Source organism: Massilia sp. CFBP9012, from assembly GCF_034045115.1.
Lineage (GTDB): Bacteria > Pseudomonadota > Gammaproteobacteria > Burkholderiales > Burkholderiaceae_D > Telluria.
The window spans coordinates 20300-41751 of sequence record NZ_JAXCWM010000011.1; the positions used below are offsets into that span (position 1 = coordinate 20300).

18 protein-coding genes are annotated in these 21452 nt (G+C 67.5%); 6 read left to right on the forward strand and 12 right to left on the reverse strand.

Annotation, left to right across the window (positions count from 1 at the left end; genetic code table 11):
* Window positions 1-191: 191 nt before the first annotated feature.
* Window positions 192-3002 (reverse strand): phosphoenolpyruvate carboxylase, encoded by a 2811-nt coding sequence (ppc, locus tag SOM61_RS18305; protein ID WP_320475411.1) that lies wholly within the window; start codon window positions 3000-3002, stop codon window positions 192-194.
* Between the two features lie 167 nt (window positions 3003-3169).
* On the opposite strand from ppc, the gene hemC reads away from it, so the two are divergent.
* The 5 genes from hemC to ppa all read left to right on the forward strand — a co-directional run bounded on the left by hemC (window position 3170) and on the right by ppa (window position 8033).
* Window positions 3170-4135 (forward strand): hydroxymethylbilane synthase, encoded by a 966-nt coding sequence (gene hemC / locus SOM61_RS18310; RefSeq protein WP_320475572.1) that lies wholly within the window; start codon window positions 3170-3172, stop codon window positions 4133-4135.
* Complete coding sequence (locus tag SOM61_RS18315; protein ID WP_320475412.1) at window positions 4128-4916, forward strand: uroporphyrinogen-III synthase; 789 nt, start codon at window positions 4128-4130, stop codon at window positions 4914-4916. Before hemC ends, SOM61_RS18315 begins: the two co-directional genes overlap by 8 nt.
* Window positions 4916-6166: a uroporphyrinogen-III C-methyltransferase gene (locus SOM61_RS18320; protein ID WP_320475413.1), complete on the forward strand. Its 1251-nt coding sequence runs from the start codon at window positions 4916-4918 to the stop codon at window positions 6164-6166. Before SOM61_RS18315 ends, SOM61_RS18320 begins: the two co-directional genes overlap by 1 nt.
* 26 nt (window positions 6167-6192) lie before the next feature.
* A complete protein-coding gene (locus SOM61_RS18325) occupies window positions 6193-7389 on the forward strand; it encodes a heme biosynthesis protein HemY (protein WP_320475414.1) in 1197 nt (398 codons plus the stop codon).
* Window positions 7390-7493: 104 nt separating this feature from the next.
* Window positions 7494-8033: an inorganic diphosphatase gene (gene ppa / locus SOM61_RS18330; RefSeq protein WP_320475415.1), complete on the forward strand. Its 540-nt coding sequence runs from the start codon at window positions 7494-7496 to the stop codon at window positions 8031-8033.
* A gap of 128 nt (window positions 8034-8161) precedes the next feature.
* Here the strand turns inward: ppa and SOM61_RS18335 are convergent, their stop codons facing one another.
* The 11 genes from SOM61_RS18335 to SOM61_RS18385 all read right to left on the reverse strand — a co-directional run bounded on the left by SOM61_RS18335 (window position 8162) and on the right by SOM61_RS18385 (window position 20214).
* Window positions 8162-9661: a PA domain-containing protein gene (locus SOM61_RS18335; RefSeq protein ID WP_320475416.1), complete on the reverse strand. Its 1500-nt coding sequence runs from the start codon at window positions 9659-9661 to the stop codon at window positions 8162-8164.
* Window positions 9648-10058, reverse strand: coding sequence for a post-PEP-CTERM-1 domain-containing protein (locus SOM61_RS18340; protein WP_320475417.1), 411 nt, complete (start codon window positions 10056-10058; stop codon window positions 9648-9650). Before SOM61_RS18340 ends, SOM61_RS18335 begins: the two co-directional genes overlap by 14 nt.
* Window positions 10059-10073: 15 nt before the next feature.
* Entirely contained in the window at window positions 10074-10496 is a 423-nt protein-coding gene (locus SOM61_RS18345) for a choice-of-anchor J domain-containing protein (RefSeq protein ID WP_320475418.1), read from the reverse strand.
* 313 nt (window positions 10497-10809) lie between these two features.
* A complete protein-coding gene (locus SOM61_RS18350; RefSeq protein WP_320475419.1) occupies window positions 10810-11931 on the reverse strand; it encodes an FAD-dependent monooxygenase in 1122 nt (373 codons plus the stop codon).
* 100 nt (window positions 11932-12031) lie between these two features.
* Window positions 12032-13123: a branched-chain amino acid ABC transporter permease gene (locus SOM61_RS18355; protein ID WP_320475420.1), complete on the reverse strand. Its 1092-nt coding sequence runs from the start codon at window positions 13121-13123 to the stop codon at window positions 12032-12034.
* 4 nt (window positions 13124-13127) lie between these two features.
* Window positions 13128-14162, reverse strand: coding sequence for a branched-chain amino acid ABC transporter permease (locus tag SOM61_RS18360; protein WP_320475421.1), 1035 nt, complete (start codon window positions 14160-14162; stop codon window positions 13128-13130).
* A gap of 8 nt (window positions 14163-14170) precedes the next feature.
* Window positions 14171-14929: an ABC transporter ATP-binding protein gene (locus SOM61_RS18365; protein WP_320475573.1), complete on the reverse strand. Its 759-nt coding sequence runs from the start codon at window positions 14927-14929 to the stop codon at window positions 14171-14173.
* On the reverse strand, window positions 14916-15716 hold the full coding sequence (locus SOM61_RS18370; RefSeq protein ID WP_320475422.1) for an ABC transporter ATP-binding protein: 801 nt from the start codon (window positions 15714-15716) through the stop codon (window positions 14916-14918). Before SOM61_RS18370 ends, SOM61_RS18365 begins: the two co-directional genes overlap by 14 nt.
* Window position 15717: 1 nt before the next feature.
* Entirely contained in the window at window positions 15718-16917 is a 1200-nt protein-coding gene (locus SOM61_RS18375; protein ID WP_320475423.1) for a substrate-binding domain-containing protein, read from the reverse strand.
* 21 nt (window positions 16918-16938) lie between these two features.
* Entirely contained in the window at window positions 16939-17811 is an 873-nt protein-coding gene (locus SOM61_RS18380; protein WP_320475424.1) for an alpha/beta fold hydrolase, read from the reverse strand.
* A gap of 120 nt (window positions 17812-17931) precedes the next feature.
* Complete coding sequence (locus tag SOM61_RS18385; RefSeq protein ID WP_320475425.1) at window positions 17932-20214, reverse strand: TonB-dependent receptor; 2283 nt, start codon at window positions 20212-20214, stop codon at window positions 17932-17934.
* Between the two features lie 283 nt (window positions 20215-20497).
* Here SOM61_RS18385 and SOM61_RS18390 point away from each other — a divergent pair, with 283 nt between their 5' ends.
* Complete coding sequence (locus tag SOM61_RS18390; protein ID WP_320475426.1) at window positions 20498-21424, forward strand: LysR family transcriptional regulator; 927 nt, start codon at window positions 20498-20500, stop codon at window positions 21422-21424.
* Window positions 21425-21452: the final 28 nt, after the last annotated feature.

Genomic DNA, 21452 nt, shown 5'->3' on the forward strand with positions numbered 1-21452 from the left:
GCCGCCCGGTTTGCGCTGGGCGGCTTTTTTTATGTGTGCTGTTGGTAGGCGGCTGACTTGGGTCCCCGCCTGAGCGGGGACGACGTGCGGAGGCTCGTGGCCCGAGTCAGCGACTGCTGGCAGATAGCTTATGAACGTCGTCCCCGCGCAGGCGGGGACCCAAGCTTGCACGAGAAGCCGTCAGCCCGCCATCACCCCGTATTCCGCAACCCCGCCGCCACCCCATTGATCGACAAATGAATCCCCCGATGCACGCGCGGATCGGCATTATCGGCCAGCTTGCGGCGGCGATGGATCAGCTCCACCTGCAAGTGGTTCAGCGGATCGAGATAGGCGAAGCGGTTCTGGATCGAGCGTGCCAACAGCGGATTGCCGGCCAGCCGTTCGGTGGCGCCGGTGATCGCTTCCAGGGTGCGGATCGTCTCGCCATGCTCGGCCGAGATGCGGCGGAAGATGCGTTCGCGCAGGCCGGCATCGCTCACCAGGCCTGCGTAGCGCGAGGCGATCGCCAGGTCGGTCTTGGCCAGCACCATGTCCATATTCGACAGCAGGGTGGCGAAGAACGGCCAGTCGCGGTACATCGCGCGCAGCTCTTCCAGTTTCGCGTCGCGCTCGCCCCCGACGCTGGCGTCTTCGAGCCAGCTCGTCACGCTCGACGCGAAGCCGAACCAGCCCGGCAGCAGCAGGCGGCACTGGCCCCACGAGAAGCCCCAGGGAATCGCGCGCAGGTCTTCGATGCGGCGGGTCGACTTGCGCGAGGCGGGGCGCGAACCGAGGTTCAGTTCGGCGATCTCGGCAATCGGCGTGCCTTCGAAGAAGTAGTCGGTGAAGCCCGGCGTTTCGTACACGAGGTTGCGGTAGGCCTTGTAGGCGCGGTTCGATAGCTCGGCCATCACGGACTCGAAACGCTGCAGGCGCTCGGCATCGACGCCGTTGACGTGATGCGGCATCAGGCTCGCTTCCAGCGTCGCCGCCACCAGCAACTCCAGGTTGCGGCGGCCGATCTCGGGGTTCGAGAATTTCGAGGCGATGATCTCGCCCTGTTCGGTCAGGCGGATCTGGCCGTTGACGGTGCCGGGTGGCTGGGCGCGGATCGCGTCGTAGCTCGGGCCGCCGCCGCGGCCGACGGTGCCGCCGCGGCCATGGAACAGGCGCAGCTTGACCTGGCGCTGCGCGAACACCTCGACCAGCTTCAACTCGGCCTGGTACAGCTCCCAGTTCGAGGTCAGGAAGCCGCCGTCCTTGTTCGAGTCGGAGTAGCCAAGCATGACTTCCTGCAGGCGGCCCTGTTTCTCGATGATGCCGGCCACCAGCGGAATCGCCATCCACTCGTCCATGATGCCGGCCGCGCGCTGCAGGTCGGGGATGGTTTCGAACAGCGGGATCACCATCGCATCGCTAACACCTGCGCTCACCCGCATCAGGCCCGTCTCTTTCTGCAGCAGCAGCACTTCGAGCAGGTCGGACACGGTCTCGGTGTGCGAGATGATGTAGTTGCGGATCGCGCGCGGGCCGTAGCGCAGGCGGATCTCGCGCGCGGCGCGCAGGATCGCCAGCTCCGAATTGGTCTCGTCGCCATAGCTTTCGTAAGGCGAGAACAGGGGGCGCGGTTGCTCCAGCTCGCGCAGGATCAGCGCGCGCTTTTCTTCTTCTTCCATCCCCGCATAGTCGGCTTCGACGCCGGCGCGCGCGAACAGCTCGGCCAGCACGCGCTCGTGGATGTCCGAGCTCTGGCGCATGTCGAGCGAGGCGAGGTGGAAGCCGAAGATGCGCGCGGCGCGCAGCAGGCCGGCCAGGCGCGGCTGGATCAGCATGGCGCCGTGGTTCTGGCGCAGCGAATCGGCCAGCACCTCGAGGTCCGCCGCGAACAGTTCCGGGTCGAGATAGGGCGCCGCATGGCCGACTTCCTTGCGCAGGATGTGGCCCACGCCCAGCTCGCGCGCGGTGGCGGCCAGGCGCGCATAGATGCCGATCAGGGCGCGGCGGTAGGGTTCGTCGCTGCGGTGCGGCGAGGCGTCGGGCGAGGCGTCGGCCAGCTGTTCCAGCGCGGGCGAGACCTTGACCAGCAGGGTGGAGGCCGACAGCTCGGCGCCCAGCGCGTGCACCTCGTCGAGGTAGAAGTCGAGGATGGTGGTCGACTGGCGCGTCAGCGCGTGGCGCATGGTGTCGGCGTTGACGTTCGGGTTGCCGTCGCGGTCGCCGCCGATCCAGCTGCCCATCTGCAGGAACGAGGCGTGGGCAGCCGCCGATCCATCGCCGCCATACTGTTCGGCGACTTCGAGTTCGATGTCGTCGTACAAGGCCGGGACTTCGCGCAGGAAGGTGATGCGGTAGTAGGACAGCGCGTTCTCGATCTCGTCGGCCACGGTCAGCTTGGAGTAGCGCAGCATGCGCGTCTGCCACAGGGTGGCGATGCGGGCGTGCAGCAGCTGTTCGTTGCGGCGGCGTTCCTTTGGCGTCTGCGGTGCGTCGCGTTCGGCCAGCAGGCGCGCGATATCGTGCTCGGCGTCGAGGATGCTCTTGCGCTGGACTTCGGTCGGGTGGGCAGTGAGCACCGGCGAGATCAGGGCGTCGCGGAAGAATTCATCGACCGTCTCGCGCCCGATGCCGGCCTCAAACAGCTTGCCCAGCGCGTAGCCGATGCTGCCCGAGCGCGGCGAGGACCCCTTGAGCAGGTGCGCGCGGCGGCGGCGGTTGTGGTGCTGGTCTTCGGCGATATTGGCCAGGTGCGAGAAGTACGAGAAGGCGCGCACCACGGAAATCGTCTGGTCGCGGGTGAGTTTGTGCAGCAGGGTGGCCAGCTCTTCGCCGGCGTCCGGATCGTAGTCGCGGCGGAAACGCACCGCGGTCTGGCGGATGGTTTCGACGATGTCGAACACCGCGTCGCCTTCCTGGTCGCGCAGCACGTCGCCCAGCAGGCGGCCGAGCAGGCGGATGTCTTCCTTGAGCGGGGCGTCCTTGTCGGCGCCGGCTTGTACTATGGGTGCAGCAGGATTGTCCATATCGACCACAAGTTATAGATTGTGCGATGGCGGTTGGCCACGATCTGCAAGATGCCCCATGATAAAATTTATGATCTTATGCAGGGAACGGCTACTGGCATCGTCCGGGTCGGCCCAATGACAGTGAAAGAACTCGAGTGTTAAACGCTATACAGCAGGTAGTTACCGTGGCGCCCCAGGCGCCAGCCAGACTGATTATCGCATCCCGCGAGAGCCGCCTCGCCATGTGGCAGGCGGAGCACGTGCGCGACCGGCTCGCCGCATTATATCCAGAATGTAGCGTCGAAATTCTCGGAATGACAACACGCGGCGACCAGATCCTCGACCGTACGCTGTCCAAGGTCGGCGGCAAGGGCCTGTTCGTCAAGGAGCTCGAGGTCGCCATGGCCGAAGGCCGCGCCGACCTGGCCGTGCACTCGCTCAAGGACGTGCCGATGGAGCTGCCCGAAGGCTTCGAGCTGGCGGCCGTGCTCGAGCGCGAAGACCCGCGCGACGCCTTCGTGTCGAACGATTACGCCAGCCTGGATGAGTTACCGGCCGGCGCCGTGGTGGGCACCAGCAGCCTGCGCCGCCAGTCGCTGATCGCGGCGCGCTACCCGCAGTTGGTGATCCAGCCGCTGCGCGGCAACCTGGACACCCGGTTGGCGAAGCTCGATCGCGGCGAGTATGCGGCCATCATCCTGGCCGCCGCGGGCCTCAAGCGCCTGGGGCTGCCGCAGCGCATCCGCGCGCTGCTCGAGCCCGAACTGTCCCTGCCGGCGGCCGGCCAGGGCGCGATGGCGATCGAGATCCTCAGCGGGCAACGCAGCGACGGCGTCGACCTGCGCGCCGTGCTGGCGCCGCTCAACCACGTCGAGACCGCCCAGGCGGTGCTGGCCGAACGCAAGGTGTCGCGCATCTTTGGCGGCAGCTGCCAGATCCCGCTGGCGGCCTACGCCACCGTGCAGGACGGCCAGATGCGCCTGCGCGCCATGGTCGCGACCCCGGACGGCAAGCGCAGCGCCCACGCCGAGGTGGCGGGCGCCGCCGAGCAGCCGGAGTATTGGGGCGAGCAGGTGTCCGAATTGCTGGCGCAGCAGGATGCCAACGCGATCCTGGCCGCCTGCCGCGTCGATGCGGCCGAGGATGCCTGAGCTGGACCCGGCGCCGGGCGCGCGCGTGGTCGTGGTCACCCGGCCGCGCGCCCAGGCCGACGGCCTGGCAGAGGCGCTGCGCGCGATCGGCCGCACGGTCGAGGTGCTGCCGCTGCTTGAGATCGACCCGGTCGACGATCCGGCGCCCCTGCGTGCGGCGCTGGCCGCCGTGCATGACTACGCGCTGGCGGTCTTCGTGTCGCCGAATGCGGTCGATGCGGCGTTTGCCCATCTCGACGGCTGGCCGGCGGCGGTGCCGCTGGCGGTCGTGGGCGAGGGCAGCCGCGCCGCGCTCGCGCGCCATGGCGTCGCGGCGCCCGGCCATACGATCCACAGTCCGCTCGACCCCGCCCACAGCGATTCGGAACACCTTCTGCAGAACCTGGACGTGCTGGCCTTCGCTGGCCGGCGCGTGCTGATCGTGCGCGGTGACGGCGGGCGCGAGCTGCTGGCCGACGCCCTGCGCGCGGCCGGCGCCACCGTCGAGGCGGTGGCGGCGTACCGCCGCAGCACCCCTGTATTGACACCCGGGCTGGCCGCACGATTGCGCGCCTTGCTGGCGCAGCCAAACGACTGGATAATCACGAGCTCGGAAGCCCTGCGTGGCTTGGGGGGCCTGGTGGAGGCGCTGGGGCCGCAATGCGAGGCACAGTTCCAGCAGCAGCGCCTGGTCGTGCCCCACGCGCGGATTGCCGAGACGGCGCATGCCCTGGGCCTGCGCCACGTGACCCTGACGGGATCCGGAGATGCACGCCTACTAGCAGCGTTACAATCACAATAATGAACGAATTGCCGAACAATCCAGATCAGCCGCAGGCCAATGTGCCCGCACCGAGTCTCCACAAGCCCGACGGCGTCCAGGGCGGCGCGCCGTCGGGCGCAGCGGCCGGGGGTGTTCCTCCGGGCAGCGTGCCCCCGGCCGGCGGCGTACCCCCAGCCGGAGGCGGTCCCGTCCTGCCGCGCATGGGTGAGCCGGGCGGCCCCGGCCTGTTCGACCGCCTGGCGCGCCCGCTGCCGCTGGCCGTGATCGCCCTGGCCGTGCTGCTGGCGCTGCAGACGTATGGATCGCACAACCGCATCAACGCGCTGCGCCAGGACATGGCGCGCAGCCTCCAGAAGGGCAATGCGGTCAATGCCGAGACGGCGGCAATGGCGCGCGACGTGGCGGACCAGTCGAAGGAGCTCCAGATCAAGGTGGGCGTGCTCGAAAGCCGCCAGAGCGAGGCCCAGAGCCAGCAGGTGGCGCTCGAGCAGCTCTATAAAGACCTGTCGCAGAATCGCGACGAGTGGGCGCTGACCGAGATCGAGCAGGTGCTGTCGACCGCCAGCCAGCAGCTGCAGCTGGCCGGCAACGTGCAGGGCGCCCTGATCGCGCTGCAGAACGCCGACCGTGCGGTGTCGCGCTCCGACACCCCGCAATTTCTCACCATCCGGCGCGCGATCGCCGGCGACATCGAAAAGCTCAAGGCCTTGCCGGCAGTGGACCTGGCCGGCGTCGCCGTGCGCCTCGACCACGTGATCGGCCAGGTCGATTCGCTGCCGATGCTGTCCAACGAAGAGCCGCTGCTGCCGATGGCGCCGCTGCGCGCCGGCCGCAAGGGCGAGGCTGCGGCCGCGGCTGCGCCGGCCACCGGCCCGGCGCAGCCGCTGGGCGTGGGCCAGCGCCTGCTCGACACCTGGAGCCTCTGGAGCCAGGAGATGTGGGACGACGTGCGCCAGCTGATCCGGGTGCGCAGCGTCGATGCGCCCGAGGCGCTGATGCTGTCGCCGAGCGAATCGTTCTTCGTGCGCGAGAACCTCAAACTGCGGCTGCTGAACGCGCGCCTGGCGCTGTTGTCGCGCAACGAGGCGACCTTCCGCGACGACCTGGCCACGGCCCAGGCCATGCTGGCCAAGTATTTCGACACGCGCGCGCGCGTGACGCAGTCGGCCCAGGCCGCGCTGCGCCAGGTCCAGGCCAATAACCTGACGATCGAGATGCCGACGCTGGCGGACAGCCTGAACGCCGTGCGCAACTACAAGGCGAAATAAGTCATGCACAAAGCGAAGCGATAATAATGCGTTTACTTCTCTGGTTAGTCGCGCTGATGGCCGCCGCCATCGGCATCGCCGTGACGGCGCGCTTCAATCCGGGCAATGTGGTGCTGTTCTATCCGCCGCACCGGATCGACATGTCCCTCAACCTGTTCGTGGTGCTGCTGGTAGTGTCCTTCCTGGCGCTGTACGGCCTGGTGCGCGCCGCCAACGCCACCCTCAAGATGCCGCAGCGCGTGGCCGCCTATCGCCAGCGCCGCGCCGAACGTGAAGGCAACAAGGGCATGCGCGACGCGCTCAAGGCCTTGTTCGAAGGCCGCTTCGGCCACGCCGAAAAAGCCGCGATGCGCGCCGCCGAGCTGCCCGAGAACGCGGGCCTGGCCGCCCTGGTCGGCGCGCGCGCCGCGCACCGCATGCGCGAGCCGGCGCGGCGCGACGCCTGGCTGGCCGGAATCGCCCACGACAACACCCTCAAGACCGCGCGCCTGATGACGGTCACCGAATTGCTGGTCGACGACCACCAGCCCGAGGCCGCGCTCGAAGCCGTGGCCGAACTCAATGCCAGCGGCCAGCGCCACATCCACGCGCTGCAGTGGGCGATGAAGGCCAACCAGCAGGCGCGCAACTGGCCCGAAGTGCTGCGCCTGGTGCGCATCCTGGATAAGCGCCGCGCGCTGCATCCGGCCCTGTCGAGCCGCCTGCGCGAGCTGTCCTACGAGGCGTTGCTGGGCGGCGAGGGACACGACGCCGAATCGCTGCGCCGTACCTGGGCCACGGTGCCGCCGCAAGACCGCACCGTGCCCTATATCGCGGCGCGCGCGGCCAGCGCCTTCAATGTGCGCGGCCTGCACGACGAGGCGCGTGCGATCGCCGAAGAGTCGCTCAAGGCCGGCTGGGACGAGCGCGTGGTGCGCGCCTACCGCGACGCCGCCAGCCCATTCGGCTCTCCTTCGCTCCTGGCCCAGATCGAGGCCTGCGAGACCTGGCGCCGCGAGCGCCCGATGGACGCCAATCTGGCCCTGACCCTCGGTTCGCTGTGCCTGAAACAGAAATTGTGGGGCAAGGCCCAGCGCTACCTGGAGCAGGCGCTGTCGGAGGCCAGCGAGCCGTCGATGGTGCGCGAGGCCCACCTCAAGCTGGCCCAGATGCACGAGGCGCTGGGGCAGGAGCAGGAGGCGGCGAGCCATTACCGGCAGTGCGCATTGGCCAGCATCCTGTGACGCCAGGCTTGCCACACCATTGCCGGATGTTGCGCCGCACAGGCCATGCCTGTTTCGCTATAATGACGGCCTATTATTGACTCTCCAGCAACCAAGGACCATCCATGAGCCTGAATAACGTCCCAGCCGGCAAAGACGTGCCGAACGACTTCAACGTCATCATCGAAATCCCGATGAACGCCGATCCGGTCAAGTACGAGGTCGACAAGGACAGCGGCGCGATCTTCGTCGACCGTTTCATGGGTACCGCCATGCACTACCCGTGCAACTACGGCTACGTGCCGCAGACCATCGCCGACGACGGCGACCCATGCGACGTGCTGGTCATCACCCCGTTCCCGCTGCCTCCGGGCGTGGTGGTGCGCTGCCGCGCGCTGGGCGTGCTGAAGATGACCGATGACGGCGGCGGCGACGCCAAGGTGATCGCGGTCCCGGTCGAAAAAGTGCTGCCGATGTACAAGAAAATCCAGTCGCTGGAAGACCTGGAAGAGCTGCGCCTGAAGCAGATCCAGCACTTCTTCGAGCACTACAAGGATCTGGAACCGGGCAAATGGGTCAAGATCGAAGGCTGGGCCGGCATCGACGAAGCCAAGGCCGAGCTGGTGAGCGGCGTGGAAGCGTTCAAGAAGGGCGCCCAGGCGTAATCGCCCAGGCCCGTTCTTCGCCGAATGAGCCGGCGCCCGCGAGGGCGCCGGTTTTTTTTCGCCGGTCGCGACCGCGGCGCGTGGCGCCGCCGCTGCCGCCTTGTCAGCTCAGATCAGATCAGCTCAGCTTACCAGCCCAGGTCCCACAACAGCGGCAGCGTCAGGTCGCGCGGCGGCATGAGCACGTAGCGCAGGTCGCTGTTGATCGACGGTTCCATCAGCAGGTTGCGCGTGGCCTCGGTGGTGAAGTGCGAAACCGAGGAGCCGGGTGCGTTGACGCCCGGCGTATACATGAGCATGCGCCGGCGGGCGTCGGTGCCGGCCAGCCGCACCGGATCGGACTGCAGCCGCGCCACCACGCCGGAGCGGTTGGACGAGCGGTTCTGCAGGGCCAGCTTGAGCGCCCATCCGTCGGCGCGCGTGATGCGGGCCGAGGGAATCGCGATGCTCGCATCGAGCCCCGGCATGCCCGCCACTTCGCCCGCCGCGCTGTCGGCCACGATCATGCCGAGCGCGCCGGCGGCCTGCACATTGCGCGCCTTGACCACGTAGTCGCAACTGCCGCGGTCGACCAGGGCGATATTGCCGCGCACCGCCAGCGCATTGGCGGCGCTCAGGGGAGAGCAGGCCAGGCCGTTGCCGTTCAGCTGGTCGACCACCGGCATCAGCTGCGCGCTGACCGGCGCATTGCGGATCGGCGGGCCGAAGCTGGCGTCGCCCACCGCGTATTCTCCCGAGGCGGCGCCGGCATTCTCACCGCCGATCGTCAGCACCGACGCCGGGCTCAGCACGGACGGCGTGGAGCGGGTGACATGCCAGCCATTCCATGACAGGCCGCGCCAGGTGGTGGCGCTGGCGACCCGCTCGGTCTCCGACATCATTACCCACAGGCGCTCCCGGCGGTTGTCGACCAGGTTGAAATCCCAGATCGACGGCCGGCCGAGCAGGAAGGCGCCGCTCTCGTCGTCGGTAAAGGTCTGAAAGCCCAGGCCGTGGGCGATCTCGTGCAGCAGGGTGGCCACCAGGTCGATCTGGCTGCCGGCCTTGCGGTCGAGCCCCAGGTAGAAGGTGAGGCCGGGAACACAGTCTGGGAACAGGCCAAGCCGCGAATTGAAGCGCGCGATGATGTGCGGGTCGCCGGGCGCGGCGAAATCGACGCCGGCCAGCTTGCCGGCCAGGGCGGTCGGATACCAGGTGCCGTTGATCGGCGCGGCCGGGAAGTTGGCGACCACCTGGTAGGCGCCGGCCGCGCCGAGCACGGCGCCGGTGGCGTTGCAGTCGAGCGGCAGGAAGGCGGCGCCGATACGGATCGGCACGGTGCTGACCAGGTGCGAGGCCCAGACGTCGGCGGCAAAGCGGAAGGCGTGCAGGCGCTGCTCGCCCAGGGTGGTGCCGGGATTGCCGCCGACCGGCAGGGCCGGGGTCGGATCGTTGAAGCCGACGCCGGGGGCGTTCTCGTTGATGATGTGGATAGTGGCCGCGCGCGCGTCGCCGATGGCCGCAAGGCTTGCCACGGCCAGCAGGGCGATGGCGGCGATGCGGGCAAGGTGGCCAGGACGGCCAGGACGGCCAGGACGGCCAGGACAGGCGCCGGCAGCGAAGCCGGCATGGCGTTCAATGATGGTCATGGCGGGAGGCTCCCTGCGCGGATTGGTCGAGGATGCGGGCGGCGGTGTGGGCGCCGTCGACGCAGTGGTGGTCGAGCTTGCCATCAGCGCCGCGCTTGACGACGGCGTACACGAGGCCGCGCTCGCCCAGCACGGCGCTGCTTTCGCCGCGTGTGCCGGTCACCGCCTGCGGCTGTGCCGGCGCCTCGCGGGTGGTGGTGGCCGGAGAGGCGCGCAAGGCGCGCAGTTCGGTCGCGGTCGGCGCGCGCAGTTCGCCGGTCTCGGCGTCGCGCACGACGGTCAGGCCCTGGGCGGCCGGCGCCTGGGGCGCGGCGCCGGCGATGCCGCACAGCGCCATGAGCGCGCTGGCAAGGGTGGGAGCAAAGGTGGGAGCAATGGAGGAAAGTGTGGTTCGCATGGAATTCTCCGGGTTTCAATAGCGCTCGCGGCGCTGCATCAGGCCAATCACGCCCAGGCTGCTGGCCAGTACCAGCACGCCGGCCGGCTCGGGCACGGCGGTGACCACGCGCACGGCGTCGAGGCCGGCGTAGCCGAGGGTGGCGGGATCGCCCAGGTAGCGGAAGGCGAAGCGTCCTTCTCCTTCGACCGTCAGGTCGTTGCTCCATTGCCGCCACTCGGCGGGAAAGGCGTCGTCGCCGATGGTGGTGAGCAAGGTGTCGAAGCCGGATGCGTCGGCGCCGGGCGGGACGCTGTGGTTGAGGTGGTCCCAGCCGGACAGTCCGGCCGGGTTATCGATGCCCTCATCGAGCACCTCGGCCTCGGCCGCGGTGGCCGGGGACGAAGATGCGGCGGCTGTGACTGCCGCTGTCGCAATCAGGAATGTGAGTCTTTTCATGGTGTGTGTGCATGGGCCAGAAGGATGGAATTCCTCGCGCTGGCTGACGACGAGGCCATTTGCCTATTCATGATAAAAATGGCAACCTCGGCGTTATTGATATGCATTCAGGGTGGCGAACAGGACGTGTCGTGTCCCTCAAACACCGCAACGGAACTTGACGAAAGCGCTTGCATTCACGCAAGTCTATGCTGCGAGGCAATCGCGAAAGGGAAAGCGGGAGGGGGAAGGACGGCGCTGCGGGCGCCGGGTAGGAAAGAGGAAGTCAGGATCGCGCCGGGCGAGAACCCGGCGGCGCAAGGACGCGCCCGGCCTACAGCGGCGCAAGCAGCGGCGCATAGCTGCGCCGGTACAGCCTGTCGCCGAAGAGACCGAAGATGGCGGCGCGCGCCAGCGCGGGCAGGGCGCGCATCTTGTCCCTGGCCGCGCACTGGCGCTGTACCCAGCGGATCCGGTGCTGGCGCCGGCGCGTGTACGACGCCAGCGCAGTGTCGAGGTCCTGTCCCGCGGCGAGGACGTCGGCCAGCACCGCGGCATCCTCGATCGCCAGCGCCGCTCCCTGCGCCATATTGGGCGAGGCGGCGTGGGCCGCATCGCCGATGCAGACGACCCGTCCCTGCACCCAGTCGTCCATGACGACCTGGCCGAGGCGGCCGAAGTGGACTGCCGCCTCGTCCTGGTGGCCGCGCTCGAGCAGCAGCGATACGGGCGCGGCGAATTTCTGGAACAGTTCCGGCAGGCAGGCGTGGCGGTAGCGCTCGGGATCCGCTCCCGGCGGCAAGGTCAGGTCGGCGTACACATAGACCTCGCTGCCGCTCACGGGAATCGCGAGCAGCGTGCTGCCATTGCCCAGCAAGGCGGTCCAGCCCGCGACGCCGGCGATGTTCTGGGTAATGAAACGCCAGCACACCTGGCGGCCGTACTGCGGGTTGACGTCCGGGCGGACGATCCGGCGCACGCCCGAATGGATGCCGTCGGCGCCCACCACCAGGTCATAGGTGGCCGAGCGGCCGTCGGTGAAGGCGACCTCGCAGCGTCCGCTGGACTGGTCGATGGCCTCGACCGACACATCGTGGCGCACCCTGGATTCGCCGAAGGCGGCGCCCAGGATGGCGTGCAGCCGCGCATGCGGCAGCGACAGGCAGGGGCCGCAGCGGGACCAGACGTCGCCGGTGCGGGTCTCGGTCAGTTCCCAGCCGCGGTGGTCCAGGATCTTCTGGCTGCGCACGGCCACGGCGTTGGCGCGTACCCGGTCGAGCAGGCCCAGGCTGGCGATGGCGCGGGTGGCATTGCCGGGCAGGTAGAGCCCGGTGCCGGACGGCGGTGGCGTGGCATGGCGCTCCACGACGTCGGCCGCGATGCCACGCTGTTCAAGGGCCAGGCCCAGCGAAAGGCCGGCGATGCCGCCGCCCACGATCAAGATTTTCCTATGCATGATGTCTGCCGCCCGTTCATTCGTTCAGCATGAAGATACGCGGCGCGCCGCATTTCGGATGCGGCGCGCTGGAAAGGACGGGAGACGGGAAAGGGGGGTATCAGGAAGCGGGCGCGCGGCTCCACGCCAGCCAGGCCCGCACGCGCAGCTTGCCGACGATCCCGATCGGGAAGAAGTAGATCGACAGGATGAACAGCACGCCCAGCCACAGCAGCCAACGGTCCGGGTGCAGGGCCGCCGCCAGCAGCGGCACGCCTTCGAGCGCGGTCGAGCCGTGCGCCATCAGTTCCTTCAGGTAGTTCTGGGCCAGGATGAACAGGGTGGCGCCGATCACCGCGCCATACATGGTGCCCATGCCGCCGATGACGACGATCAGGAGGATGTCGGTCATCACTTCGAAACCGAGCGAGGTCTTGGGCCCAACGTAGCGCAGCCACAGCGCCATCAGGGCGCCGGCCAGCGCCGCCACCAGCGCGGCCAGGCAGTTGGCCCAGATGCGGTAGACCATGGTGCGGTAGCCGAGCGCCTCGGCGCGGAACTCGTTCTCGCGGATCGCCTGCAGCACGCGGCCGAACGGCGAGTTTACCAGCCGCAGCAGGAACAGGAACAGCAGCAGGCAGCCGGCGAACACCAGGTAATAGGTGATCACCTTGCCGTCGACGTAGCGGCCGAAGACCTCGTTCTCGAACAGCAGGTAGCTGGGCGACAGCACCTCCGGCACGCTGAAGGTCACGCCATCCTCGCCGCCGGTCAGGTCGGACAGCTGCGAGGCCAGCACGGCAAAGGAAGATGCAACGGCCAGCGTGATCATCGCGTAGAAGATGGCGCGCACGCGCAGCGCGAACAGGCCGACCACCAGGGCCAGGGCCAGCGCCAGCAGCAGCGCCAGGACCAGGCCCGTGACCATGACGCCCCAGGTGGGTTCGTCGACGCGGGCCAGGGCCAGGCCGATGCCATAGGCGCCGATGCCGTAGAACATGGTGTGGGCAAACGAGACGATGCCGGTATACCCCAGCAGCAAATCGTAGGACGCCACCAGCACGATGTAGACGCAGATCGTGGCCGCCGTGTTGAGCGGACGCGCGCCGGAAAACAGGAAAGGCGCCAGCGCCAGTCCCAGCACGATCAGGAGCAACAGCGTGGTCAGGATGCGGCTGCGCGGCAGGTCGCCGGAAAGAAGTCGGTGCAGCATAAATTCAGCTCCGTGAAGTCGAATACAGGCCGGCCGGGCGCCACAGCAGGACCGAGATCATCAGGATGATGCTCGATACCAGGGCGATCTTCGGCGCCAGGAAGCCGGCGTAGTTGGCCACCAGCGCCATCAGCAGGGCGCCGATGAAGCAGCCGCCCACCGAGCCCAGGCCGCCGATGATGATGACGATGAAGATCATCACCATGATCTCGCTGCCCATCGCGGCGGTGAGGGTTTCCTTGTACAGGCCCCACATCACGCCGCCCAGGCCGGCGAGGCTTGATCCGGCCGCGAAAACGGCCACGAACAGGCGCCGGATGCGGTATCCGAGCGCCTCGACCATCTCGCCGTTCTCGACCCCGGCGCGCACCAGCAGGCCGATCTTGGTCCGATTGAGCACCAGGAACATGGCGACGAACACCACCAGCCCGACCACCACGGCCACCAGGCGATACTTCTCGACCGCGGCATCTCCCATCAGGATGGCGCCGCGCAGCGCGGTCGGCAGCGGCAGGGCGATCGTCTCGGCGCCCCAGATCACGTGGATCAGCTGTTCGGCCACGATCATGCCGCCCATCGTGATCAGGATCTGCTTGAGGTGCTGGCCATAGACCGGCTTGACGATGATGCGCTCGAAGGCCCAGCCCAAGAGGCCCGTGACGACCATCGCCAGCGTGACCGCCAGCGCCAGCACGCCCAGGTTGATTAACAGGGAGTCCATCTCGAGCCAGCCGCGCATGGGCAGCAGGACCAGCGTGGCGGAAAACGCCCCGACGGCGACGAAGGCGCCGTGGCCGAAGTTCAGCACGCTCATCAGGCCGAACACGAGGGTCAGGCCGCTGGCCATGATGAAGATCATCATGCCCATCGCCAGGCCGGCGACGGTGAGGGTGAGCCAGGTGGGGAAGCTGCCGACCAGCGGCAGCATGGCCAGCATCAGGGCCGGCACCAGCAGCAGCGGCGCGATGTCGCGCTTCGCCGCCGGCAGCGGCGCATCGGCCTCCGCCACGGTTTTCGAAACTGGAAGGATTGCACTCATATCGTGTCCTATTGGTGGGAGTCGAGCGACAGCCCGAGCAGGCGCTGCTGCAGCGCGGCGTCGCCGGCCAGCGCCGCCATCTTGCCGGCATGGGCAACGTGGCCGTCATCCATTACGGCCACGCTGTCGCCCAGCGAGCGCACGAAATTGAAGTTCTGCTCGACCAGCAGGATCGTGGTCTCGCGCTCCTTGAGTTCGCGGAATGCTGCGATCAGGCTTTGCACGATGCTCGGCGCCAGGCCCTTGGTCGGCTCGTCGACCAGCAAGAGCTTCCTTGGTTCGGCGATCGCGCGCGCGATCGCCACCATCTGCTTCTGGCCGCCCGACAGGTTCCCGGCCGGCTGGTTCCAGAACTTGCGCAGGGCGGGGAAGAAGCCGCAGATCCAGTCCACGCGGGCCGCGTCCAGCGGGCCGTTGCGGGCGGCCAGCACCATGTTTTCGCGCACGGTGAGTTCCGAGAACACGGCCATGTTCTCGGGCACGTAGGCGATGCCGGCGCGGGCGATGTCGGGCGTGGGCATTGTCGTGATGTCGCGGCCGTCGAAGTGGATGCTGCCGGCGCTGGCCTTCCACAGGCCCATGATGGTGCGCAGGGTGGTGGTCTTGCCGGCGCCGTTACGGCCAAGGAGCACGGCGAGCTCGCCGCGCCGCACCGCCAGGTCGACGCCCTGCAGGATGTGGTATTGGCCGATGTGGGTGTGCACGCCGGCCAGCCGCAGCAGCGGCGCCTCATTTGCCGCGTGATGCGTCGGATCAGGCGTGAGCATGTTCGGGTTCGGGTGTTCCAAGATAGGCTTCCTGTACGATCTTCGATTGCATCACTTCGCGCGGATCGCCGTCCGCCACCAGCGTGCCGTTGTGCAGCACGACGATGCGGTCGGCCAGCTGGCGCACCACGTCCATCTTGTGCTCGACCAGCAACACGGTCTTGTCGCGTTCCTGCTTCACCTGGCGGATCAGGTCGAGCACCACGGGCACCTCGTCGACGCTCATGCCGGCCGTGGGTTCGTCGAACATCATCACCGAGGGCTCGAGCGCCAGCAGGATCGCCACTTCGAGCTTGCGCTGGTCGCCGTGCGACAGCGCGCCCACGAACATGTCGCGCCGGGCCATCAGGGCAACCCGCTCCAGATAGTGCTCGGCGCGCGCGATCAGCTCCTTGTGGCTCGACCAGATCGAGAAGAAGTTCAGGCCCATGCTGGCGCGGCTCTGCACCGCCAGGCGCACGTTCTCGACCACGGTCAGGTGCGGGAACAGGTTGGTCAGCTGGAAGGCGCGGCCGATGCCCAGGCGCGTGCGCCTGGCGGCGCCATCGCGGGTGATGTCGCGCCCGTGCAGGACGACCTTGCCGCTCGTGGCCGCCAGCTGGCCCGAGACCAGGTTGAAATAGGTGGTCTTGCCGGCGCCGTTGGGGCCGACGATCACGGTCAGGGTGCCGGGGTAGAAGTCCGCCGTCACCGCATTCACCGCGACGTGGCCGCCAAAGCGGATGGTCAGGTCGCGGGTCGACAGCGCCGGCTGGCGCGCATCCATTGTGGGGGCAAGCGCCGTCATGTCAGCGCTTGTTCTTCACCGGCAGCGGCATCTCGCTGGCCGGGATTTCGCGCACCAGCTCCAGCAAGTCCCATTCGTTCTTCTGGTCCTTCTTGATGCGGAAGTGGTACATCGGCTGGATCGCCTGGTGGTCTTCCTTGCGGAACGTCATCAATCCCTTCGGGGTCTCGAAGCTCATGCCCTCCATCGCCGCCACCATCTTGTCGCCATTGCCGTCCGGGACCTTGGAGAGCGCCGCCACCACCGCGCCCGCCGCCGCCATGCCGCCGGCGGTGAACATGTCGGGCGGGGCCTTGAAGCGCCTGGTGTGCTCCTTGACGAACCAGTCGTTCATTTTATTTTTCGGGAAGTCGTAGTAGTAATAGATCGTGCCCTGGGTGCCGGCGAAGTTCTTCCAGGTCTTCATCACCGGCAGGATGTTGCCGCCCGGGGAAAGCACGATGCCATGGCGCTCCGGCCTGAGGTCGGCGATCTTGTTCATCGGGTTCGGGCCGGCCCAGACGATCTGCAGGATGCGCGGCTGCGGCTTGTCCTTCAGTGCGTCGAACAGGCGCTGCGAGGACGCGGTGAAGTCGGTCGTCGCCAGCGGTGCGTATTCTTCATGCACCACCTTGGCGCCGCTACCGGTCGCCGCCAGCGCCTCCTTGCCGGCCTTGATCGCATCGCGCCCAAAAGCGTAGTCCTGGGTCAGGAAGCCGATGCTGCCGCCCTTCAGGGTGCTGGCGGCGGCCAATGCATCCTGCATCGAGCTGCGCGCGGTGCGGAAGATATACTTGTTCCACTTGTCGCCGGTGATGGCGTCGGCCACCGCCGGTTCGATGATCAGGACCTTCTTGTATTCCTTGGCCACCGGCAGCATCGCCAGCGCCGAGCCGGATGACGTGGTGCCGACGGCGATGTCGACCCGGTCGTCGCCATAGGCCTCGGCCAGCAGGGTGCGACCCAGGTCTGGTTTACTTTGGTCGTCCTTGACGATCACCTTGATCTTGCGGCCGTTGATGGCCATGGTGCCATTGGTCAGGTATTCGAGGCCGAGCATGAAGCCGGCCTCGGTTTCGCGCGCATACGATTCCATGATGCCGGTCTTGCCGGCAATGAGGGCGACCTTGAAGTCCTTGCCCTGGGCCAGCGCGCCGGGAGCGGCGCCGGCCGCGAAGGCGAAGGCTAGGGAGAAGGCGAGGGGTTTGATCAGATGCTGCATATATGTGTCTCCTTGTTTTATTTAAGGGATCCGCGCCAGGAAAGCGCTGATCGCCTCGAAGGCTTCCGGCTCGGTGAGCATCGGCGCGTGGCCGACGTTCGGCACTTCGGTATAGGCCAGGCTGGGGGCCGCCTTGCGCATCCAGGCCGCCTGTTCGGCTTCGACCAGGTCGGACAGCGCGCCCCGGATCATCAGGGTGGGGCGATGCCGTGTCAGGCGCCGGAAGGCCATGCGCAAGGCCAGCGAGGTTGGAGGAAGTCTACCGTTTTGCAGGCTGTGGGCGATACCGGGATCGTAGCGGGCGCACAACAGACCGTCGTCGCGTTGTTCGAAGGCGCGTTGGGCCCACTTGTTCCATTCCGTATCCGGATTGGCGGGGAAGGCGCAGGCATTGATGTCGCGTACATGGCAGGTCGCCTCGTCCCAGTTGGCAAAGGTGGCCGGCTTGCCGACGTAGCCGGCGATCCGCTCCAGGCCGCGCGGGGACAGCACCGGGCCGATGTCGTTCAACACCGCGCCGGCCACCAGGTCGAGGCGCTGGGCGGCCAGGGTCATCGTGATCAGGCCGCCCATCGAGGTGCCGATGAAGACGGCGCGCGCGATGCCCAGCGCATGCATCAGGGCCACCACGTCGGCGGCGTACACCATCGGCGTGTAGTTGGCCGGGTTCGGGTCGCGCGCCGAGTGGCCGCGGCCGCGCACGTCGATCGCCAGCACGCGGCGTCCCAGGCCCGCCACCTGCGGGGCCAGTTCGTCGAAGTCGAGCGAGTTGCGGGTGAGGCCGTGGATGCAGATCACGGGGAGGCGCGCCGGGCCGCCAGCGCCGTGGTAGTCGCGTGCGTAGAGGGCGAGGCCGTCGCTGCTGGTGTAGGTGATGGCGCTGGAGTGGTGCACGCGGGGGTCCTGTTTAATGTTCGAGTTACTTGATGTCTATGACTTCGGATGAGAACTGGGGTCCCCGCCTTCGCGGGGAGTCGTTTCTGCCAGTGGCAGAAACGACACATTTGATAACGCTTAGAAGCGCAGCTCCAGGGTGGCGGAGACTGTGCGTGGGTTGCCGTAGAAGGCGGTGACGGTGCCTTCGTTGCCCAGGGTTGGGAACAGGTAGCCGGCGGTCTTGTAGTGCTCGTCGCCCAGGTTCTTGCCGTGCAGGCCGGCGCGCACCTTGCCATCTAGACGGGTCCACACGATCGACGCGTCCCAGATCTTGTACGACTCCTGGTCGAGGATCGACGGCGTCTCGAACTGGGCGGTCGCGCCCTTGTACGAATAGCTGCCGATCAGCGAGATGCGGCCGTTGTGGCCCATCAGCGGCAGCGGAATGTCGTAGTTGGCGCGCAGGTTGGCCGAGTTCTTCGGCGTGTTCTGGAAGATGCGCTGGTCGGCCACGTTCACGCCCGCCACGATGTATTCCTTGTACTTGGCGTCGATGTAGCTGTACATCCCGGCGATCATGAAGTTGGGCGTGATGTTGGCGATCGCTTCCAGCTCGGCGCCCTTGATCTCGGCCTTGCCGGCATTGGTGGTCACGCCGGCGAAGCTGTCGTCGCGGCCATCGCCGTTGGTGTCGACCGCGATCGAGCCGGGAATCTGCACGTCCTGGTAGTCGCTGTAGAACAGGGCGGCATTGGTGGTGATGCGCCCGCCGTTGAAGGCCGACTTGAGGCCCAGCTCATAGGTCTCGATGGTCTCGGGCGCATAGCCGGCGCGCGCGACGTCGAGCGGGATGCGGGTGCCGACCACGTTCAGGCGCGGATCGAAGCCGCCGCCCTTGAAGCCTTCGGAATACGAGGCGTAGACGTTATGGGCGGGGTTCATCTTCCAGCTGATGGCCACGCGCGGGGTGAATTTCTTGTCTTCGCGTTCCAGCAGGCCGTTGCGCAGGTCGGTGTCGGTGCGGAACAGGATCGCGGCGGGGTTGCCCATGTCGGGCGTGCCGGCCAGGCCGAAGTAGATCTGGCGCAGGACGTCGGCCTCGCGCTTGTCGACCGTGTAGCGCCCGCCCAGCGACAGGCTCAGGGTGTCGGTGAGGTTGTAGCTGCCGTCGAAGTACGCGGCCCAGGCCTTGGTGTCGATGTCGCCCATGGTGTAGGTGGACGTCGGCACGGCGCCGGCCAGGATGGTGTCGAACTTGTTGAAGGCGTTGGCGTCCATATAGTAGACGCCGGCCACGCCCTGCAGGCGCGGGCCGTTGTAGCTGACCTGGAACTCCTGGCTGAACTGGCGGTTGGTGTACAGCGCCGGCACTTCCATGTCGACCACTGGCAGGGCGTCGAAGTCGATCGGCGCATACGATTTGTCGCGGCGGGCGGCGGTGATCGATTTCACGCTCCACTCGCTATTGAGCACGTATTCGATGGTGGCAGAGCCGCCGTAGGCGCGCACTTCCTGGTCGTGGCCGAGGGCCTTGGTCAGGTTGCCCTGCGTGTCGAACACGTCCGGCAGGATCGGGGCCCCGCTGGTGCGGCCATTGATCAGTCGATGGCCGTTCTTGGGATTGGAGTCGTCTTGCGTGAAGTCGCCGGCCAGGCGGATGAACAGGTCCTGGTTGGGCGTGAACTCGGCCGAGACGCGGCCGGCCGTCACGTCCTTGTCGTAGTTGCCCTTGCCGGTGAACAGGTTGTCGCCAAAGCCGTCGCGCTTGAAGCGGGCGACGGTGGCGCCCACGCGGGCGGTGTCGGTGAGCGGCGTGCTGGCGGTGATCACGGCTTCTTTCTGGCCGTACTCGCCGACGGTGGCGCGCACCCGCACGTCGCGCTGCGGCCCGAGTTTGCGGGTCACGTACTTGACGGCGCCGCCGATGGTGTTGCGGCCGTACAGCGTGCCCTGCGGACCGCGCAGCACCTCGATGCGTTCGACGTCGTAGATGTCTGCCACCGCGGCCTGCGGGCGGGCCAGGTAGATGTCGTCGATATAGATGCCAACGCCGGATTCGAAGCCGGCCAGCGGGTCGGCCTGGCCGACGCCGCGGATGAAGGCGGTGAGCGTGCTGTTGGTGGCGCGCGAGGCCTTGAGGGTGGTGTTCGGCAGCGCCAGGGCCAGGGCGGTCACGTCGGGCACGGCCTGCTTGGACAGCTGGTCGGCGCTGAACGCGGTGACCGAGACCGGGACGTCCTGCAGGGTCTCTTCGCGCCGGCGCGCGGTGACCACCACCTTCGAGACGTTTTCCTCCGTTGAAGCTGCGGTCGCGCCGCCGGCATCCTGGGCCTGGGCCATCCCCACCGATCCGCCGGACAGCACCATCAGGGCGGCGGCGGACTGGTTCAGCAGCTTCATCTTCTTCCTGGTCAGACGCATTCTAGTCTCCTCATTTTTGGTATGGCATGCAATCGAGCATGCGTGCGATCGAGCGCATGCCAAGCAGTGTGCCAAGGTCGGGTTTGGTTGAATAGTCAACAATCGCCCACCCCGTTGTGCATGAATGCACAGCCCGCTTGCCGGAATTCGTGGTGAGCTTTCCTAGGGACAGATGCCGCATTGCACCATTTATGTGCCGCTGCAGACATCGTCGGTAAATTGCTTGCAGAGCGAATGTGCACGAGCGCACAATGTGTCATCTTGATATCTGACAAGCGATCTCATGAATACGCTCCCGGAGTGGACGGACTTAAGATTTTTTCTCGAACTGGCCCGCGCCGGCACCCTGTCGGGCGCCTCGCGCCGCCTCGACGTCGAGCACACGACCGTCGCGCGCCGCATCGACCGGCTCGAGACCCAGCTCGGCGCGACCCTGTTCGACCGCTCGCGCGAGGGTTACGAGCTGACCGAGGTCGGCCTGGCCCGGCTGCCGCACGCCGAGGCGATGGAAGGGGCGGCGCTGGCGGCGGCCGAGCAGATCGGCGGCGCCGAAGTGGCGGCCCATGGCGTGGTGCGGCTCGGGGTGCCCGAAGTATTCGGGGTGAAGGTGGTGGCGCCGCTGCTGGTCGGCCTGCTGGACCAGCACCCAGACCTGCAGATCGACTTGCTGGCGCTGCCGCGCTTTGCCAACCTGGCCAACCGCGAGGCCGATCTGGGCGTAATGCTCGATCCGCCCACCACCGGCCGCTACGTGGTCACGCGCCTGGCCTCGTTCCGCTTTTATTTGTACGCGTCGCCCGCCTATCTGGCGCGCCATCCGACCATCCGCACCCAGGCCGACCTGGCGCGCCACGACTTCGTCGACTACGTGCAGGACCGCCTGGCCAGCCGCGAGCTGTCGTACCTGAACGAGCTGGGTTTCACGCCGCGCCGGCGCATGTGCTGCTCGGGTATGACGGCGCAGATCGAGGCGGCGTCGCTGGGCATGGGCCTCATGATGGCGCCGCCCTATGCGGTGCCGGACGATGGCCGGCTGGTGCCGGTGCTGCCGGGCTTCTCGGCCGAGCGCTCGTTCTGGCTGGCGGCGCCGACCGACCTGTATCGCCTGCGCCGCGTGAAGGTGGTGTGGGACGTGCTGCGCGAGTATGCCGACAGCTCTCCCGGCCTGTTCGTCCAGGATGGCATGCAGCCTGCATTGGCGCCAAATTGAAGAGCGCGGTATCCTCGCACGGTTCATA